25 protein-coding genes are annotated in these 17888 nt (G+C 43.5%); 2 read left to right on the forward strand and 23 right to left on the reverse strand.

The features are described from left to right. Nucleotides 1-19: 19 nt before the first annotated feature. The 19 genes from rplQ to gcvA all read right to left on the reverse strand — a co-directional run bounded on the left by rplQ (nucleotide 20) and on the right by gcvA (nucleotide 11786). Entirely contained in the window at nucleotides 20-421 is a 402-nt protein-coding gene (gene rplQ / locus GCHA_RS13925; RefSeq protein WP_007989284.1) for a 50S ribosomal protein L17, read from the reverse strand. 37 nt (nucleotides 422-458) lie between these two features. Continuing rightward, nucleotides 459-1448, reverse strand: coding sequence for a DNA-directed RNA polymerase subunit alpha (locus GCHA_RS13930; RefSeq protein WP_007989285.1), 990 nt, complete (start codon nucleotides 1446-1448; stop codon nucleotides 459-461). Nucleotides 1449-1470: 22 nt separating this feature from the next. After that, entirely contained in the window at nucleotides 1471-2091 is a 621-nt protein-coding gene (gene rpsD, locus GCHA_RS13935; protein WP_006990559.1) for a 30S ribosomal protein S4, read from the reverse strand. Nucleotides 2092-2115: 24 nt separating this feature from the next. Further along, nucleotides 2116-2508 carry a 30S ribosomal protein S11 gene (gene rpsK / locus GCHA_RS13940; RefSeq protein WP_006990560.1) on the reverse strand — a complete coding sequence of 131 codons (393 nt, stop codon included), beginning with the start codon at nucleotides 2506-2508 and terminating at the stop codon, nucleotides 2116-2118. 12 nt (nucleotides 2509-2520) lie between these two features. Further along, nucleotides 2521-2877 (reverse strand): 30S ribosomal protein S13, encoded by a 357-nt coding sequence (gene rpsM / locus GCHA_RS13945; protein ID WP_006990561.1) that lies wholly within the window; start codon nucleotides 2875-2877, stop codon nucleotides 2521-2523. 125 nt (nucleotides 2878-3002) lie between these two features. After that, a complete protein-coding gene (gene rpmJ, locus GCHA_RS22650) occupies nucleotides 3003-3119 on the reverse strand; it encodes a 50S ribosomal protein L36 (RefSeq protein ID WP_007104309.1) in 117 nt (38 codons plus the stop codon). A gap of 24 nt (nucleotides 3120-3143) precedes the next feature. Next, a complete protein-coding gene (secY, locus tag GCHA_RS13950) occupies nucleotides 3144-4463 on the reverse strand; it encodes a preprotein translocase subunit SecY (protein ID WP_007989296.1) in 1320 nt (439 codons plus the stop codon). A gap of 5 nt (nucleotides 4464-4468) precedes the next feature. After that, on the reverse strand, nucleotides 4469-4903 hold the full coding sequence (gene rplO, locus GCHA_RS13955; RefSeq protein ID WP_007989298.1) for a 50S ribosomal protein L15: 435 nt from the start codon (nucleotides 4901-4903) through the stop codon (nucleotides 4469-4471). A gap of 3 nt (nucleotides 4904-4906) precedes the next feature. After that, complete coding sequence (rpmD, locus tag GCHA_RS13960) at nucleotides 4907-5089, reverse strand: 50S ribosomal protein L30 (protein WP_006990564.1); 183 nt, start codon at nucleotides 5087-5089, stop codon at nucleotides 4907-4909. A gap of 6 nt (nucleotides 5090-5095) precedes the next feature. Next, nucleotides 5096-5599 carry a 30S ribosomal protein S5 gene (gene rpsE, locus GCHA_RS13965; RefSeq protein WP_006990565.1) on the reverse strand — a complete coding sequence of 168 codons (504 nt, stop codon included), beginning with the start codon at nucleotides 5597-5599 and terminating at the stop codon, nucleotides 5096-5098. Nucleotides 5600-5608: 9 nt separating this feature from the next. After that, complete coding sequence (gene rplR / locus GCHA_RS13970) at nucleotides 5609-5962, reverse strand: 50S ribosomal protein L18 (RefSeq protein ID WP_006990566.1); 354 nt, start codon at nucleotides 5960-5962, stop codon at nucleotides 5609-5611. 12 nt (nucleotides 5963-5974) lie between these two features. Then, a complete protein-coding gene (gene rplF / locus GCHA_RS13975) occupies nucleotides 5975-6508 on the reverse strand; it encodes a 50S ribosomal protein L6 (RefSeq protein WP_006990567.1) in 534 nt (177 codons plus the stop codon). A gap of 10 nt (nucleotides 6509-6518) precedes the next feature. Next, nucleotides 6519-6911 carry a 30S ribosomal protein S8 gene (rpsH, locus tag GCHA_RS13980; RefSeq protein ID WP_007989301.1) on the reverse strand — a complete coding sequence of 131 codons (393 nt, stop codon included), beginning with the start codon at nucleotides 6909-6911 and terminating at the stop codon, nucleotides 6519-6521. Nucleotides 6912-6923: 12 nt separating this feature from the next. After that, on the reverse strand, nucleotides 6924-7229 hold the full coding sequence (rpsN, locus tag GCHA_RS13985) for a 30S ribosomal protein S14 (protein WP_006990569.1): 306 nt from the start codon (nucleotides 7227-7229) through the stop codon (nucleotides 6924-6926). Nucleotides 7230-7239: 10 nt separating this feature from the next. Continuing rightward, nucleotides 7240-7779 (reverse strand): 50S ribosomal protein L5, encoded by a 540-nt coding sequence (gene rplE / locus GCHA_RS13990; protein ID WP_006990570.1) that lies wholly within the window; start codon nucleotides 7777-7779, stop codon nucleotides 7240-7242. A gap of 15 nt (nucleotides 7780-7794) precedes the next feature. Then, the gene (rplX, locus tag GCHA_RS13995) at nucleotides 7795-8109 is read right to left on the reverse strand and encodes a 50S ribosomal protein L24 (protein ID WP_007989303.1); all 315 of its coding nucleotides are present in this window, start codon (nucleotides 8107-8109) and stop codon (nucleotides 7795-7797) included. 12 nt (nucleotides 8110-8121) lie between these two features. Continuing rightward, entirely contained in the window at nucleotides 8122-8487 is a 366-nt protein-coding gene (gene rplN / locus GCHA_RS14000) for a 50S ribosomal protein L14 (RefSeq protein WP_006990572.1), read from the reverse strand. A gap of 592 nt (nucleotides 8488-9079) precedes the next feature. Further along, nucleotides 9080-10720 (reverse strand): AMP-binding protein, encoded by a 1641-nt coding sequence (locus GCHA_RS14005; protein WP_007989305.1) that lies wholly within the window; start codon nucleotides 10718-10720, stop codon nucleotides 9080-9082. Nucleotides 10721-10886: 166 nt separating this feature from the next. Beyond that, entirely contained in the window at nucleotides 10887-11786 is a 900-nt protein-coding gene (gene gcvA, locus GCHA_RS14010; RefSeq protein ID WP_007989307.1) for a transcriptional regulator GcvA, read from the reverse strand. A gap of 106 nt (nucleotides 11787-11892) precedes the next feature. Between gcvA and GCHA_RS14015 the strand changes: the two genes are divergently transcribed. Further along, nucleotides 11893-12237, forward strand: a complete 345-nt coding sequence (locus GCHA_RS14015; protein ID WP_013754545.1) for a hypothetical protein — start codon at nucleotides 11893-11895, stop codon at nucleotides 12235-12237. A gap of 68 nt (nucleotides 12238-12305) precedes the next feature. Here the strand turns inward: GCHA_RS14015 and rlmB are convergent, their stop codons facing one another. The 4 genes from rlmB to GCHA_RS14035 all read right to left on the reverse strand — a co-directional run bounded on the left by rlmB (nucleotide 12306) and on the right by GCHA_RS14035 (nucleotide 16619). Continuing rightward, nucleotides 12306-13046: a 23S rRNA (guanosine(2251)-2'-O)-methyltransferase RlmB gene (gene rlmB / locus GCHA_RS14020; RefSeq protein ID WP_007989309.1), complete on the reverse strand. Its 741-nt coding sequence runs from the start codon at nucleotides 13044-13046 to the stop codon at nucleotides 12306-12308. A gap of 2 nt (nucleotides 13047-13048) precedes the next feature. Continuing rightward, complete coding sequence (gene rnr / locus GCHA_RS14025; RefSeq protein ID WP_007989311.1) at nucleotides 13049-15481, reverse strand: ribonuclease R; 2433 nt, start codon at nucleotides 15479-15481, stop codon at nucleotides 13049-13051. A 139-nt stretch (nucleotides 15482-15620) separates the two neighbouring features. Next, nucleotides 15621-16274, reverse strand: coding sequence for a tetratricopeptide repeat protein (locus tag GCHA_RS14030; protein WP_007989313.1), 654 nt, complete (start codon nucleotides 16272-16274; stop codon nucleotides 15621-15623). 111 nt (nucleotides 16275-16385) lie between these two features. Beyond that, nucleotides 16386-16619: a TIGR02647 family protein gene (locus GCHA_RS14035; RefSeq protein WP_007989315.1), complete on the reverse strand. Its 234-nt coding sequence runs from the start codon at nucleotides 16617-16619 to the stop codon at nucleotides 16386-16388. Between the two features lie 516 nt (nucleotides 16620-17135). Between GCHA_RS14035 and fre the strand changes: the two genes are divergently transcribed. Beyond that, a complete protein-coding gene (gene fre, locus GCHA_RS14040; protein ID WP_007989317.1) occupies nucleotides 17136-17849 on the forward strand; it encodes an NAD(P)H-flavin reductase in 714 nt (237 codons plus the stop codon). The last annotated feature ends 39 nt before the right edge of the window (nucleotides 17850-17888 follow it).

The following is a 17888-nucleotide window of genomic DNA, read 5'->3' on the forward strand; positions in this document are numbered from 1 at the left end:
TTTTTTATTGTAGGAATTTTTATTCCGCTTCAGCGTCTTCAGTCTCAACGACTTCTTCCACTTCAGGGCGGTCTACTAATTCTACATAAGCCATTGGAGCATTATCGCCGGTACGGAAACCACATTTCAAAATGCGAATGTATCCACCAGGACGCTCTTCATAGCGAGGGCCAAGTTCATTAAATAACTTACCTACAACTTCTTTATCACCAGTACGTGCGAACGCTAAACGACGGTTAGCAACACTGTCTTGCTTAGCAAGTGTGATAAGAGGTTCAATTACGCGACGTAGTTCTTTCGCTTTAGGAAGAGTTGTTTTAATCAACTCACTCTTCACCAATGAGCCAGCCATATTGCGAAACATCGCTTGACGGTGACTACTATTACGATTTAACTGACGACCACTCTTACGATGGCGCATAGTCCTATCCTTCTTTAAAAATCAGTTTTAAATCTGATTAATCTTTTTCTGCGATGCTTTCAGGTGGCCAGTTCTCTAGGCGCATACCTAGTGAAAGTCCACGAGAAGCTAGTACATCTTTAATCTCTGTAAGAGATTTTTTACCTAAGTTAGGAGTCTTCAACAACTCAACTTCAGTACGTTGTACTAGATCACCGATATATTGTATTGCTTCTGCTTTGAGGCAGTTAGCTGAACGTACAGTAAGTTCCAAGTCATCAACAGGACGAAGAAGAATCGGATCGAATTCCGGTTTCTCTTCTTTCTCAACAGGTTCTGACATATCACGAAGTTCAACAAATGCGTCTAGTTGTTCTGCTAAAATTGTAGCTGAACGACGAATTGCTTCCTCAGGATCAATAGTACCGTTGGTTTCCATATCGATAATTAACTTGTCTAAATCTGTGCGTTGTTCAACACGCGCAGACTCAACGTTGTACGAAATACGTGATATCGGGCTAAATGAAGCATCAACCAATAAACGACCAATTGGGCGATCATCTTCTTCAGAAGAGCGACGAGTTGACGCTGGAACGTACCCACGACCCATTTCTACTTTAATACGCATGCTGAGTTCAGCTTCGCCAGTTAAAGTACAAAGAACGTGACTTGGGTTAACGATTTCAACATCACCATCATGCTGGATATCTCCAGCTAATACTGGGCCCGCACCGGACTTCACTAATGTTAGTGTTGCTTCGGTTTTGCCTTCAAGACGTACCGCCAAACCTTTAAGGTTAAGCAATATTTCAATAACGTCTTCTTGAACGCCTTCTTTGGTGCTGTACTCGTGTAATACACCGTCGATTTCAACTTCAGTCACTGCACAACCTGGCATAGATGACAAAAGAATACGACGTAACGCATTACCCAATGTGTGACCAAAACCACGCTCCAAAGGCTCTAAAGTGACCTTTGCACGTGTAGGCGAAACGTTATCAATTTCAACTAACCTTGGTTTTAAGAATTCAGTTACAGAACCCGACATTGTTACCTCTCTTCTTTAAGCTTTACTTAGAGTAAAGTTCGACAATCAACTGTTCGTTTATTTCAGCAGACAAATCAGTTCTTTCAGGAACACGTTTAAATGTGCCTTCCATCTTTTTGCTGTCTACTTCAATCCAAGTTGGTTTCTCACGTTGCTCAGCTAGCTCTAAAGCAGAAACAATACGAGCTTGTTTTTTAGCTTTTTCGCGAACAGAAACAACATCATCAGCAGAAACATTAAAAGAAGGAACGTTAACAACCTGACCGTTAACCAAAATTGCTTTGTGGCTAACTAGTTGACGCGCTTCAGAACGAGTGCTTGCAAAACCAATGCGGTAAACAACATTGTCTAAACGTTGCTCTAAAAGTTGCAACAAGTTTTCACCTGTATTGCCTTTTAAGCGTGCCGCTTCTTTATAGTAGTTACGGAATTGCTTTTCGAGAACACCGTACATACGACGAACTTTTTGCTTTTCACGTAATTGAACACCGTAGTCAGACAAACGTCCACGACGTGCGCCGTGTTGACCAGGTGCATTGTCAATTTTACATTTTGATTCGATTGCTCGAACGCCACTCTTAAGGAACAAGTCTGTTCCTTCGCGGCGGCTAAGTTTGAGTTTTGGACCCAAATATCTTGCCATTATCTTTCTCCAACAGTCCGTCGATTAAACGCGACGTTTTTTCGGTGGACGACAACCGTTGTGAGGAATAGGCGTCACATCGGTAATATTAGTGATTTTATAACCAGCAGCATTCAAAGCACGGATAGCAGATTCACGACCTGGACCTGGACCTTTAACGAATACTTCTAGATTTTTCAAACCGTAATCCTGAGCGGCTGTACCAGCACGTTCAGCAGCTACCTGAGCAGCAAAAGGGGTAGATTTACGTGAACCACGGAAACCTGAACCGCCAGATGTAGCCCAAGACAAAGCGTTGCCTTGACGATCTGTAATTGTCACTATTGTGTTGTTGAAAGAGGCATGGATATGAGCCATACCGTCAGCAACTTGACGTTTTGCGCGCTTACGCGTGCTTTTAGTAGGAGCTTTAGCCATCTTAATCCCCGCTTACTTTTTAATTGCTTTGCGAGGACCTTTACGGGTACGCGCATTAGTTTTAGTGCGCTGACCACGTAGAGGAAGACTACGACGGTGGCGAATACCACGGAAGCAACCTAGGTCCATCAAACGTTTAATGCTCATTGATACTTCACGACGAAGGTCACCTTCGACAGTGAATTTCGCAACTTCGTCACGCAATTTATCAATTTGTGCTTCATCAAGATCTTTAATCTTGGTTGTCTCTGCAACACCAGCAGCTTCACAAATGCTTTGTGCACGTGTAGAGCCTACACCGAAAATCGCGGTAAGCGCGATTACAGTATGCTTGTGCTCAGGGATGTTAATGCCAGCGATACGGGCCATTAACAGTACTCCTCATAGTTTATGTCATCAGCCTAAAAAGCCCGATAGGATACTTACCCGATGACAAAATTGCAAATTAAGGTTTGCGGATACTATCGTATTTAGCAATTCCGCAAACCACACGATTAACCTTGCCTTTGCTTATGCTTAGGGTCAGAACTGCAAATCACACGCACAACACCGTTGCGCTTAATGACTTTACAGTTACGGCAAATCCGCTTGACGGATGCACGAACTTTCATTTCATCACTCCGTAAATCGCTAGCTTAACGGCCGTAGCCCTTAAGGTTAGCTTTCTTAAGAACAGACTCATATTGATGAGACATCAAATGTGTCTGCACTTGCGCCATAAAGTCCATGATAACAACTACCATAATCAGTAGTGAGGTTCCGCCGAAATAAAACGGCACGTTCCAAGCTATCAACATGAATTCAGGCACCAAACAAATAAAGGTTATATAAAGCGCGCCAGCTAGGGTTAAGCGAGTCATTACCTTATCAACGTATCGTGAGGTCTGCTCGCCAGGACGAATCCCAGGAACAAACGCACCAGATTTCTTCAAGTTATCTGCCGTCTCGCGAGGGTTAAACACCAACGCGGTATAGAAGAAACAAAAGAAGATAATCGCAGCAGCGTAAAACATCACATACAGAGGCTGTCCAGGAGACAACATCAATGCCACTTCTTGTAACCAAGAAAATGACTCATTTTGGCCGAACCAATTTGCAATGGTTCCAGGGAACAAAATGATGCTTGACGCGAAAATCGGAGGAATAACACCTGCCATATTTACTTTTAACGGTAAATGCGTACTTTGCGCTGCAAAGACTTTACGCCCTTGCTGACGTTTTGCATAGTTAACGACGATACGACGTTGGCCACGCTCTACGAACACTACAAAATATGTGATAGCAACTATTATTACGCCGATAAGCAATAGGAACAATAAGTTCAAATCACCTTGTCGTGCTTGCTCTGCTGTTTGACCAATGGCCGTTGGCAGTCCAGACACGATACCCGCGAAAATCAATATAGAAATACCGTTACCGATACCTCTCTCTGTAATTTGCTCACCTAACCACATTAAAAACATGGTGCCGGTAACCAAACTCACAACAGCTGTGAAGTAAAAACCGAACCCTGGATTAATTACTAAACCTGAAATCAAGTTAGGTAAATTTGTCGCTATTCCAATTGCTTGGAATGTAGCCAACACTAACGTGAAATAACGTGTGTACTGACTAATTTTACGACGTCCTGCTTCGCCTTCTTTTTTAAGTTCCATCATCGGTGGATGCATAACAGTAAGCAACTGAATGATAATGGAAGCTGTAATGTATGGCATTATACCCAGGGCAAGAACCGAGGCACGCTCAAGAGCACCACCAGAGAACATGTTAAACATTTCTACAATGGTACCCTTTTGCTGGTCGAATAATTCAGCCAACACCGCGGCGTCGATACCAGGAATAGGCACATATGAGCCAAGCCTAAACACAATTATCGCACCAAGTACGAACAACAATCTTGATTTAAGCTCACTCAAGCCGCCTTTTGCGCTTGAATTTGATCCTGGTTTAGCCATCTAGCTTATTCCTCTACCTTACCGCCGGCCGCTTCGATTGCTTCGCGCGCGCCTTTTGTAACCTTCAAACCATTGATAGTAACAGCTCGTGAAATTTCACCGCTCTTAAGCACTTTAACGAACAACATTTCTTTCTTAACAAGACCTGCTGCTTTTAAAGTTTCAAGTGAAACCACTTCACCCTCTACCTTTGCAATTTCGCTCAACGTAACTTGGTCAGAAACCATAGACTTACGAGAAGTGAAACCGAATTTAGGTAGACGACGCTGAATTGGCATTTGTCCGCCTTCAAAACCAGGCTTTACAGAACCGCCAGAGCGAGACTTTTGACCTTTGTGACCACGGCCACCAGTTTTACCTAGACCAGAACCCATACCACGTCCAAGACGCTTAATCGATTTTTTTGCTCCTGGTGCAGGAGCAAGAGTATTTAAATGCATCTGTTACTCCTCCACTACTTCAACCATGTAAAATACACGGTTGATCATGCCACGAACAGAAGGGGTATCTTCGAGTTCACGAACATGACCGATGCGACGTAAACCTAGACCGGTAAGAGTTGCCTTATGCTTTGGAAGGCGACCGATAGCGCTTTTGGTTTGCTTAACTTTAATCATCTTAGCCATGTTCAATTACCCCAAAATCTGAGTTACAGACAATCCACGTTTAGCGGCAACTTGATCAGGCGAAGTCATTTCTGTCAACGCATTGATAGTTGCACGCACAACGTTAATTGGATTGGTAGATCCGTAACATTTTGAAAGTACGTTTTGTACGCCAGCGACTTCAAGTACTGCACGCATTGCACCACCGGCAATGATACCAGTACCTTCTGATGCTGGTTGCATGTAGACTTTAGAGCCTGAATGACGACCTTTAATTGGGTGCTGTAGCGTGTTGCCATTTAGATCAACGTCCACAAGATTGCGGCGCGCTTTTTCCATAGCTTTTTGAATTGCAGCAGGCACTTCACGTGCTTTACCGTAACCAAAACCAACACGACCATTCCCGTCACCTACTACTGTCAAAGCAGTAAAGCTAAAGATGCGACCACCTTTAACTACTTTAGATACACGGTTTACAGCAATTAGTTTTTCTAACAGGTCACCCTGTTGTTGAACTTCTACTTTAGCCATAATTAACTCCTAGAACTGAAGACCTGCTTCACGAGCAGCATCAGCCAATGCCTTAACTCGACCGTGATACTTAAAACCGCTGCGATCGAAAGCGACAGTCTTAATGCCTTTCTCGATAGCTCGTTCTGCAATCGCTTTACCAACTGCTACCGCAGCTTCTGCATTACCCGTTGACTTAACGGTAGTGCGAAGATCTGCTTCAACAGTAGAAGCCGCCGCCAACACCTGTGAACCGCAAGGAGCGATTAACTGTGCATATATATGGCGTGGTGTGCGGTTAATAACCAAGCGATGCGCGGCCAGTTCACTAATTTTTTTGCGTGCACGTGTAGCGCGACGCAAGCGAGCTGATTTCTTATCCATCGTATCACCTACCTACTTTTTCTTAGCTTCTTTACGACGCACAACTTCATCAGCGTAACGAACACCTTTACCTTTATAAGGCTCTGGCGGACGGTATCCACGGATGTTAGCTGCAACCTGACCTACCAACTGCTTATCGGCGCCTTTAACGACGATTTCAGTTTGACTAGGAGTTTCAACCGAAATACCTTCAGGCATTTCGTATGCTACAGGGTGTGAGAAACCAAGTGTTAAATTTAGTTTTTTACCTTGCGCTGCCGCACGATAACCAACACCATTTAACTGAAGTTTTTTCTCAAAACCTTGAGATACACCAATTACCATTGCATCTAACAAAGAGCGAGCTGTACCAGCTTGAGCCCAACCGTTAGCAACACCTTCACGAGGTGAAGCTTTAAGTTGGTTCTCTTCTTGAACAACTTCAACTGCATCATTGAATACACGGCTTAGTGTACCGTTTTTACCTTTAACTGTGACTTCTTGCCCAGCGATAGTAACTTCTACGCCAGATAAAACGTCTACAGGAGCTTTTGCTATACGTGACATTTTTATCCCCTTACGCTACGTAGCCGATGATCTCACCACCCATACCCGCTTTACGCGCGGCACGGTCAGTCATCACACCTTTAGAGGTAGAAACGATAGCAACACCTAAACCACCCAATACTTTTGGCAACTCATCTTTTTTCTTGTAGATGCGAAGACCAGGGCGACTTACGCGCTCGATGCTTTCAATTACTTTCTTGCCTTCGAAGTACTTAAGCGCAACTTCTAAAACAGGTTTAACGTCACCAGAAACTGCGAAGTCTGTAATGTAACCTTCTTCTTTAAGTACGGCTGCGATAGCAACACGTAACTTAGATGAAGGCATAGATACAGAAACTTTGCTAGCCATCTGACCGTTACGAACACGTGTAAACATGTCCGCGATAGGATCTTGCATGCTCATATTAGCTACTCCTTACCAGCTGGCTTTTTTAAGGCCAGGTACTTCACCGCGCATCGCTGCTTCACGCAACTTAATACGGCTAAGACCAAACTTGCGTAGGAAACCATGTGGACGGCCAGTAATACGACAACGATTTTGTTGACGTGTACGAGCTGAATCACGTGGAAGTTGTTGTAGCTTAAGAACAGCGTCCCAACGTTCTTCGTCAGAAGAGTTGACGTTGCTGATAGTTGCTTTAAGTTCAGCTCGTTTAGTAGCGAACTTAGCAACTAGCTTGGCGCGTTTTACTTCGCGCGCTTTCATTGATTCTTTTGCCATAACCCTACCCTTACTTTTTAAATGGGAAACTAAACGCACTAAGAAGTGCATGTGCTTCCGCATCGGTTTCAGCGCTAGTCGTGATAGTAATATCCATACCGCGAATTTTATCTACCTTATCGAAATCGATTTCCGGGAAGATAATTTGCTCACGAACACCCATGCTATAGTTTCCACGGCCGTCAAACGACTTAGGATTCAAGCCACGGAAGTCACGGATACGAGGAATTGCAATTGATACTAAACGTTCAAAGAATTCCCACATACGTTCACCACGTAGGGTTACTTTACAGCCAATCGGATAACCTTCACGGATTTTAAAACCCGCTACAGATTTGCGAGCAACAGTAACAACAGGCTTCTGACCAGCAATTGCTTGCATGTCAGCAGTTGCGTTTTCCAACACCTTTTTGTCTGCTACCGCTTCACCTAAACCCATGTTTAGAGTGATTTTCTCAATCCGAGGGACTTGCATGACGCTTTTGTAGTTGAACTGCTTCGCAAGTTCCGCTACTACTGTTTCTTTATAGAAATCATGCAGTTTCGCCATCGTACTCTCCAATTATTAAACCAGTTCACCGTCAGATTTGAAGAAACGAACTTTTTTGTCGTCTTCAAAACGGAAACCTACGCGATCTGCTTTACCCGTTTTAGGGTTAACAATCGCTACATTTGACACGTGAATTGATGCTTCTTTCTCAATAACACCACCAGTAACACCCAATTGAGGGTTAGGTTTCTGATGCTTCTTCACCAAGTTCACACCTTCAACGATTAAGCGGTCAGCCGCTGGAAGAACTTTAAGCACTTTGCCTAGTTTTCCTTTGTCTTTACCTGCCAAAACGATGATTTCATCATCACGACGAATTTTTCTAGCCATTATCGTGACTCCTTATAGTACCTCAGGGGCCAGTGAGACGATTTTCATGTTATTAACACGAAGCTCACGAGTGACCGGGCCAAAGATACGCGTACCAATTGGTTGCTTGTTTGCGTTAAGCAAAACAGCTGCGTTGTTATCAAAACGGATCGAAGATCCATCAGAACGACGAACGCCTTTTCTAGTACGCACCACCACTGCAGTTAGCACATCACCTTTTTTTACTTTACCGCGAGGAATTGCTTCTTTAACGGTAACTTTAATGATGTCGCCAATATGTGCATAACGGCGATGCGAGCCACCAAGAACCTTAATACACTGAACCCTGCGAGCACCCGAGTTATCGGCTACATCCAGGTTAGTTTGCATTTGGATCATGTTAGTGCTCCGCTGTTAGTTAAGACTCTCACGAGTCGTACTGTTTACTAAAAAACCAGCGTTATTGCTGACTTTTTATACATACCCCTATTAAAAGGGCGCGAAATACTAACAGAAAATGTACAGTGGCGATAGTCGAATTTGCAAAAAAGTGTCATCAAAGCCAAGTTATTTTTCAGTTACTGCTAAACGACAATTAAATACCATTTAAAACAGTAGGTTACCTAAGCTCAATTGATTTAAAAATAATGCATTCATAGGGAAAAATACAGCTTAATAGCAAGAGACCACTCGACCTGATAAATAGTACTGTTCTACGCGATGAATTTCTGAGTTTGTTTCGTTAATATCGGTGCGTGGCTTTTAGGGGGGATTTTAGTTTTAACTATCTACCGCTCAATCATATACTCTATCAAAAATATAATAAGTATCCGAAAAGGTAACCAATACCGCTAAACTCAGAATGATAACCTTTTCGTGCGCATCTATATCCCCTTTTAACGCTAATGCAATACTATATAATGCAGTTACCGCATCACGCTAAAAAGGGACAGATAGCACGACTCACTGTCGTGAGGCTATCCCAAATAAGTTAGTTTTGGTAAATCAGCTTTCCCTTCTCTGGGTTATTTATTAAGGCGTCGTACTTTTCTTCTAAAAGATGACGCTTAATTTTAAGAGTTGGGGTTAGAAGGCCGTTATCGACAGTCCAATCATCTTTCATGATCACAAACCGGTCTAGCACTGCGTGGCTTTCTAAACCACTATTAACCGATTCCAACGTCGCAAGCAGACTCTTCTCAATTTTATCCTGGTCTTTTTTTGCCGCATCTTCTGATAACACAACCAACGCGATAGGCTGTTTTAACTGAGAACCGGTGACACACACCTGCTCAACGGAGGAATTCCCCATAATCAGTGCTTCGATGGGCACAGGAGCGATGTATTTTCCTTTGGCTGTTTTGAAAATCTCTTTTAATCGCCCAGTGATTTTCACATAGCCATCGCTGTCGATAGCCCCTTTATCGCCGGTCCTAAGGTAGCCATCTTCAGTGAATGTCTCAGCGGTTTTCTCAGGCTCCAAATAGTACTCTTGCATATTACAAGGCCCTTTAACTTGGATCTCTCCTTCATCACCAATTCTAATGTCTACACCTTCATAGGCACGACCAATACTACCAATTTTGTCCTCTCTAAAGGGCACACAACAGGTACCATAGGCGCTATTCTCCGTCATACCCCAACCTTCTGATATTTTCACACCTATGTTTAAGAACCACTTTAACGTGGCAGGCGATATTGGTGCTGAGCCACTGGCACACATACGCGCTTTGTCTAAGCCAAGTTTCGTTCTAATTTTACCCGCTACAATATTGCCAACAAACGGTATCTTTAGAAGGAAATCGAGTTTCTTCTGAGGCATGTTTGCCAGTACGCCCATTTGGAATCTTGTCCAAAGTCGCGGTACTGATATGAATAATGTTGGTCTTAAATGGCAAATGTCCCGATTGAAGGTATCAAGTGACTCAATGAAGCCAATCTGAGTGTTTGCATAAAAGCTAGCCATTTCAACTAGAACTCGTTCAGTAATATGAGCTAACGGTAAGTAGCTCAATATGCGGTCATCTGCCCCAACATTTAATTCGTTTTTAGAGTTGCTTGCTGCCCAACTAATGGAATTATAAGTGTGCACCACGCCTTTGGGGTTGCCCGTACTACCTGAGGTATAAATGATCGTCATGGTACTGTCTAGTTCAGGCACTGGGCGCTCTATATAGGGCTCATTTGCCATTAGACTGTCCCAATCTTGGTCCGCTTCAATACCTGGATAAGGAAAGGCTAATTTAGTCACGCCATCCGGGATCGCCGCTACTTGCTCTGCGGTATCATCTAATTTACCAACAAAAATAACCGGGCAAGCCGCATGATTTAGAACGTACTGAATCGTTTTTTCGCCAGCAGTGGAATATATCGGAACTGACACATGGCCTGCCAGCATAATGGCAAGATCAGTAATGAACCATTCAGCACAATTTTTTGATAATAGGGCAATGTGGCTGCCTGCGGGTAAATTGAGTGCTATTAATCCTGCTGCAACGCGACGCACTTTGTCTGCCGTTTGTGCCCAAGTATAACTAATCACCGCACCGTTAATAGGTTGCTTTAAATATACCTTTTGAGGTGTTGAATCTTCCCAGTGGTACATCATTTCTAGGGGCGTTTGTAACGACATTTCATCTCCAGTACACTTTTCTACATTCTGATAACAATGTTATAACGATTGAAGTGACACAGGTCAAACAACTATAAGACTTCAGCATTTATTTTGCGTATCGATATAAATAAAGCGAATTAATACAGCTCATTTTCTAGGCAAAAAGCCCTACTTTAGTACTAACTCAGTGCTGTTTTGTGATTTGGTCAAATTGTTCGACAACCCAGCGAGAGAAATGCTGAACTTTTATACGGGAAAAATGAGAGGGTGGCGCAACCAAATAATAGGCGTATTGACAGGGGAAATTAAAGTCAAACAACCGGACTAATTGTCCTTTTTCTAATTGTTCGTAAATCAAGCTATTACGGATCATCGCAAAACCTTGCCCCGCTAATGCGGCTTCAATTATGGTGACACTAGAGTCATCCACTTGGAGCGAGGTGTGACCCTGTCCAAGGGGCAGGTTGTGCATCTCATAGAATTTATTCCACGCCAGCATAATATCACTGCTTTTTTCTTTTAGTGTCGGCAAGTTGACTAAATGCTCGGGGGTTAGCGCTTTTTCCTTTAAACCAGGATGACAAACTAAGTAAAGCGTGTCTTCCAACAACTTTTGACTCTCCAAGTTCGGATAATCGCCCGTACCAAAGCGTATCGCTACATCGATATCATTCGCTTCGAAATCTAATAGGGTATTTGTTGGTTGAATCTTTACATTCATATCTGGCTGCAGTGTTTGAAACTTCGATAATCTAGGCACCAACCACCGAATTGACAACGACTCAGTGGCTGTGATGGTTAAGCTATTAGGCTGATCATCTGCCGCTACGCTGTCTACTCCGTTTAAGAATGATGTGAAACCTGACGCCACATATGGCGCTAGCCTTTGTCCCGCTTGAGTAAGGGAGACACTTCGATGGCCTCTTATAAATAATTGGCAACCTAAAAACGCTTCTAAGGTTTTTATATGTTGACTAATAGCGGCCTGGGTCACAAATAGCTGATCGGCTGCTTCTTTGAAGCTCAATGTCTGCGCCGCAACAGAAAAATAGCGTAAAGCATTTAAAGGGGGTAATTTACGCATCCGCCTACCTCGATTAAGTTTTACTTAACTGTAGTTTAGTTTTGCTCGTTTGTCAGGCCCTCCTAGGCCCTCTATCTTAAAAGCCACTAACCACGAGGAGAACTACATGTTTATCAATCTAGAAAACACCTTTCGGGCTATTCGATTTGCCTTATTTATGCTAGTTATTTTATTAATGAGTCACAGCAGTTATGCTGTTCAGCCATTAGAAAAACTATACGCTTTACCTGGCTATCCTTATGAACCATTAGTGAGACGCGCAGAAAAAGTCGCAATTACATACAAACAGGAAGGAAATATGGTTCGTTGCAACGCTGAAATTAGCCAGCACGATACGCACTGGAAAAGCGAACCGCGACTCATAGGCCAGGAAGCCTTCGATGAGGCACCATTACGGTCTTGCTTAGATAGAAGTGATGCTAAGAAACTGCTGAAGGCCTCATACCAATAAGAAATGTGCGCAGCGGTAGATTTATAAAAACGCTGCGCATGAATTAACTAAAACGTGGAAGAGTCTACTTATAACGCCCGTTGGCGTACTATTTCATATAAGCAAACGCCTGTCGCTACAGACACATTCAAGCTTGATACAGAGCCCGCCATTGGCAGCTTAATAAGCTCATCGCAATGTTCTCGGGTAAGTCTGCGCATTCCTTTCCCTTCAGCCCCCATGACTAAGGCGATTGGCCCTTGCATTTTACACTGATAAATACTTTGTGTTGCTTCCCCAGCGGTCCCTACCACCCATACGCCAGCGTCTTTAATTTCGCGTAAGGTACGAGCCAGGTTAGTGACCTGTATAAGCGGGATAAGATCAGCTGCGCCACATGCAACTTTTCGAACGACTGGCGTTAACGCTACCGAGTTATCTTTCGGTACCACAATGGCATCAATTCCTGCTGCATCGGCAGTACGCAAGCATGCACCTAAATTATGCGGGTCAGTTACGCCATCTAGCACGAGTAAGAAGGGTGTAGCGCTTTTCTTGATGATGTCGTCTAAGTCGTTTTCGTTAAACTGTTTGCCAGGTTTAGCTTTTGCCACTACACCTTGGTGTTGCTCACCATTGACTTTGTCGTCTAACGTTTTGCGCTGACAAAACTGCACTGCAATACCAAACTTACGCGCATGATTAATAATGGTATTGATAGGCTTATCATCTCGGCCTTTAAGCACAAACAGTTCAATTAACCTCTCAGGCTCACGCTCAATAACAGCCTCTAATGCGTGAATACCATACAACCACTCATGTTGAGCCATGGTTACTTCTTCCTCTTATTTGACGATGAGCGGCGTGGCTTCGAAGCAGGTTTAGAGGCGGTGCCTCCTTTATTACTCGAACGACGCGTGCGCGGTTTCTTTTTGTTTGCGCCAGTTTTGTCGCTATCACTTGCTGCTTTAGCTCCGGCTTTTGATACTGGGCTTTCTTTGCCTGAGGTATTTTTTGCTGACCCTTTTTTACTCGATGTCGATTTCTTTGCGCCTCGTCTTCCCCCTTTTGGTTTAGGCGGAGCTTTAGCCAATACGAAGTCTATTTTTCGTTCATCTAGATTCACCCCTGCCACTTTGACTTCAAGAGGATCACCAAGACGATACACAATACCGGAATTTTCACCCACTAAATGCTGCTTGGTTTCGTCAAACTGATAAAAATCGTTATCAAGTGCAGAAATATGTACCAAGCCGTCAATATGGAACTCTGTTAGACGCACGAAGAAACCAAAACTGGTGACGGATGCAATAACGCCATCAAATGTATCCCCAACATGGTCAAGCATAAACTCGCATTTGAGCCAGTCTGATACGTCTCGAGTTGCATCATCAGCCCGTCGCTCAGTCATTGAACATTGTTCCCCTAGCGCATCCACTTCTTCTTCTGTGTACGCTTTACCGCCAGTTTTACTTTTTTGTTGCTGTTTTTTATCTATCGTGGCTTTTAATGCACGATGCACCACGAGATCAGGATAGCGGCGAATGGGCGAAGTAAAGTGAGCATAGGCATCAAGCGCCAAACCAAAATGACCAATATTTTCGTGACTATATACGGCTTGTTTCATTGAACGAAGCAGCATAGTTTGAATAAGCTCTTGATCCGCTCTACCCTGAATTTTACTGATCACCTCGGTGAATTCTTGCGGAGACGCGTCCTTACTAATGTGGTGCGTTATGCCCACCTCAGCCAAATATGACAAGAATGCGCTCAGCCTATCTGAATCTGGCTCATCATGAATGCGATATAAGGCTTCAGCCTTTTGCTTACTCAAGGTTTTTGCTGCCGCCACATTCGCTAGGATCATGCACTCTTCAATCAGTTTGTGCGCATCATTACGCGTCACTGGTACGATCGTGTCTATTTTTCGCTGAGCATTAAATACAAATTTACTTTCTTGCGTCTCAAACTCAATAGCACCGCGCTGATTGCGTCTACGTTTTAATGTACGGTACATATCATGTAAATTTTTAAGATGGGGAACCTGCTCTGCGTAACGCTTATGCAATTCAGGATTAGCTTGCCCCTCCTCTTTCAATAGTTCCCATACTTTGGTGTAGGTAAGGCGCGCTTTGGAGTTCATAACAGCTTCATAAAACTGATGTTCCGCTAGCTCCCCGTTTGCGTTAATGGTCATTTCACAGACCATACATAAACGGTCGACTTGCGGGTTTAAAGAGCACAAACCATTGGACAGCACTTCGGGCAACATAGGAATAACTTGCTCTGGGAAGTATACTGAGTTACCGCGGTTTTGAGCTTCGCTATCCAGTGCAGTGCCAGGTCTGACGTAATAACTCACATCTGCTATTGCAACCCATAACTGCCAGCCACCATCTTCTAACGGTTCGCAAAAAACAGCGTCATCAAAATCGCGGGCGTCTTCACCGTCAATGGTGACCAGAGGCAGTTGGCGTAGATCTATTCTATTTTCTTTGGCTTCTTCAGGTACTTGCTCGGTCAGAGTGGAGATTTGCTTGGTGACACCTTTAGGCCATGCATGAGGAATATCGAATGTGCGCAGTGCCATGTCGATTTCCATACCCGGCGCCATATGTTCACCCAATACTTCTAACACCTTACCAATCGCGTTGACTCGGCGTCTTGGGCGCTGAACAATTTCAACCACCACAATAAAACCTTGGCGAGCGCCGTTTACATATTCGCCAGGAATAGTAATTTCGTGATTAATACGGCTATCATCCGGTATGACTAACCCCACGCCGTTTTCAAAGAAGTAGCGGCCCACAATAGGCTCGCTGCGTGGCTCGATGATTTTCGCTATGCGGGCTTCTCGGCGGCCTCTGTTATCAGTGCCACTTTCTTTAACCAGCACCACATCGCCATGCAGCACTGTAGACATTTGCGCATTATGAATAAATAGGTCTTTTTCACCATCATCGCGCTTTAAAAAACCAAACCCGTCTCGGTGGCCAATCACACGCCCTTGAATCAGCTCTTCTAATTTAAGCTTGGCGTATTTTTTATCACGATTGAATTCGATTTGCCCTTCGCGCTCCATTGCCCGCAAACGACGTTGAATACCAATTCGGCTATCTTCATCTTCTGCATTTAATAGGTGACAAAATTCAAGAAAGGATAACGGTTTTTTGGCTTTAGTGAGTAATTCGAGCAGATATTCTCGGCTCGCCACTGGATTTTCGTATTTTTCTTTCTCGCGCTGGTAAAAGGGATCGTCGCTCATATAAGTGATGGCGTTTCCAAGTTAGGTAAATGTTGCGCCTAGTATAACGAAGCTGGCGCAATTAAAAACGCTTAATTGATAACGATAAAGCCCAACTTGTTATGCATTGAATAAAGTGACGACTTTAAAAAGGAATGACTTAGGACTCTAAAGGCCGTTTTGCTTTGCGAACCGCCTTAGGGTGCATCAGTTTTTCTAGTTTAGATAAACAGTTGGCAATTTTTTGATGTGTTTTTTTGTCGTTAGTCACCGCGTTGTATAACCAATGATACGCATCTTCGTAATCATATGGGCTACCGTAGCCGTCGAGAAACAATTCGACCAATTCTATTTGGGCTTTTTGATTACCCAACATGGATGCTTCACGTAAAAAGACCACCGCACGTTCTTTATCCTGCTGTACTAGCTTACCTTTTGAATAGTACCGACCAAGTTGTTCCAACCCTTCAGGTAAGCCTTGATCAGCGGCTTGACGCATAAAGTTAATACCACGCTCGGGCTCAGCATCTACGCACACGCCCCATGCAAGCATGTCACCCCATAAAAATTGATAGGCAGGTATTTTTAAGGTTTGCGCTCTGGCTTCTATGTCTTGCACTAATTGGCAGTCATCTAAAACAACCCGACTTAAGTGTTCATTGCGATGAATTAAACGCAATAGCTCATCTTGAGAATATAGCTGGACTGCTTTGAGCTCTTCTGCCGCGAAACTAACAGAAGCCCCTACCGTGGTTAAACTTAAACAACCAGCAAGCAAGCCTAGATTGAACAATTTAGAGAATGACATTTTCATAGTGATATCTATTTACCGAGACATATAGGTTTTATCGGCAGCAATTTGAATTGGTAAACCCTTAACTGCCGAATGTATTTTCTATATTCAGGTCAGAATAGAGATCCCCCGTTAACTTGCCAACGCTGACTGAACCACTTGTGCATGTTCAATCAAGTCGTGACCTAAATCGGTCAAGTAACCGCCATCTGGTAGTGTCACTATGCCTTTTTCAAATAAGCGCTTAGCGGCATCAATGAGTTCAGGCTCTGCGTCATGATGTATTTTTAAGCCTTGCATCAAGCTAGTGGTAGGAAACTTCAATAATAAATTAAACTCGTTGACCATTTCGTTCGTAAGTGACATAGGCAATCCTCGATGATGATTATTGTGTGATAAAGACAATACATTCGGGCTTTCTCAGCTTACTTTAACCAGGGATATACACACACCAAGTGTGAAGATAAACCTCCACTTAACGCGATATAAAAGTATGTCGAGCTAACCCGCTAATTTTACATATCATGCTATGCCAATAAACCACTAGATGTTGATAAAATCAAGCCAAAAACGACAAAGACTATGTATCAATGTGATATTCAATCAAAGGGAAATAGCTAAAAATAACAAGGTCTAACGATCCATCTCGTAACTTAGCACCGAGCAGTTTATACTCTGGTATAGTAAATTGTCACTTTCAATGTTCTTCTTTGTATTACAACATTGATTGAAGTACACCTTAGCAGTTTGAACCACTCGTTATTCTGCACATTTCGGAAGGCACAATAAGCGCCAATAGTTGGCGCTGTTAAAACACCTTCACTCACATTTTAATTATTTGCGCTCAAGTTAGCGCAATTTGATATAGCGCAGAACATTATTATGCATCACACACTATGTAAGGTTGAATCCATTGTTGCTCTCAACCCTGTCGTCAGCCTAGTGACTTTGACACCTCAGCAGCCCTTTACCCATCAGGCTGGTCAATACCTTAAAATCGTCATGGACGAGGGCGACCAACGCCCGTTTAGTATCGCCACGGCTCCTCGAGAAGATGGCACCATTCAATTGCATATAGGCGCAGAGCCAGGCAACAGTTACGCTGGTGAAGTGCTTGAAAAAATGCGCAATGAAGGCGAAATCACGGTAAACGGTGGCTTAGGTAATGCGTATGCGCAACTAGAAACCAGCATGCCCACTATTTTACTTGCTGGCGGTACAGGCTTTTCTTATACCCAAGCTATCTTGCATAAGATGCTTGAGGTGACTGAATCGGTTGAAGGTCACAAAGATCCCATTTTCCTATATTGGGGCACCCGCTCTACCGCTGACATGTATGCTTACGATGAACTTGTCGCTCTTGATAAAAAACATGCCCACTTTACCTTTGTTCCTGTAGTTGAGCATCCAGGGCATCAATGGTCAGGTAAAACTGGCTATGTACATAAAGCCGTACTTGAAGATTTCGTTAGCCTTGAACCCTACCGTGTCTATGTGGCAGGTCGATTTGAAATGGCTGGTGTCGCACGAGAAGACTTTCACCAGCAGGGTTTGATATTGAAAAACTTGTTCGGCGACGCTTTCGAATTTATTTAAACGCTAATGAATTGACTGCAAAGGGTAAGTAAAAGACTT

The organism is Paraglaciecola chathamensis S18K6 (genome assembly GCA_000314955.1).
Classification (GTDB): Bacteria; Pseudomonadota; Gammaproteobacteria; order Enterobacterales; family Alteromonadaceae; genus Paraglaciecola; species Paraglaciecola chathamensis.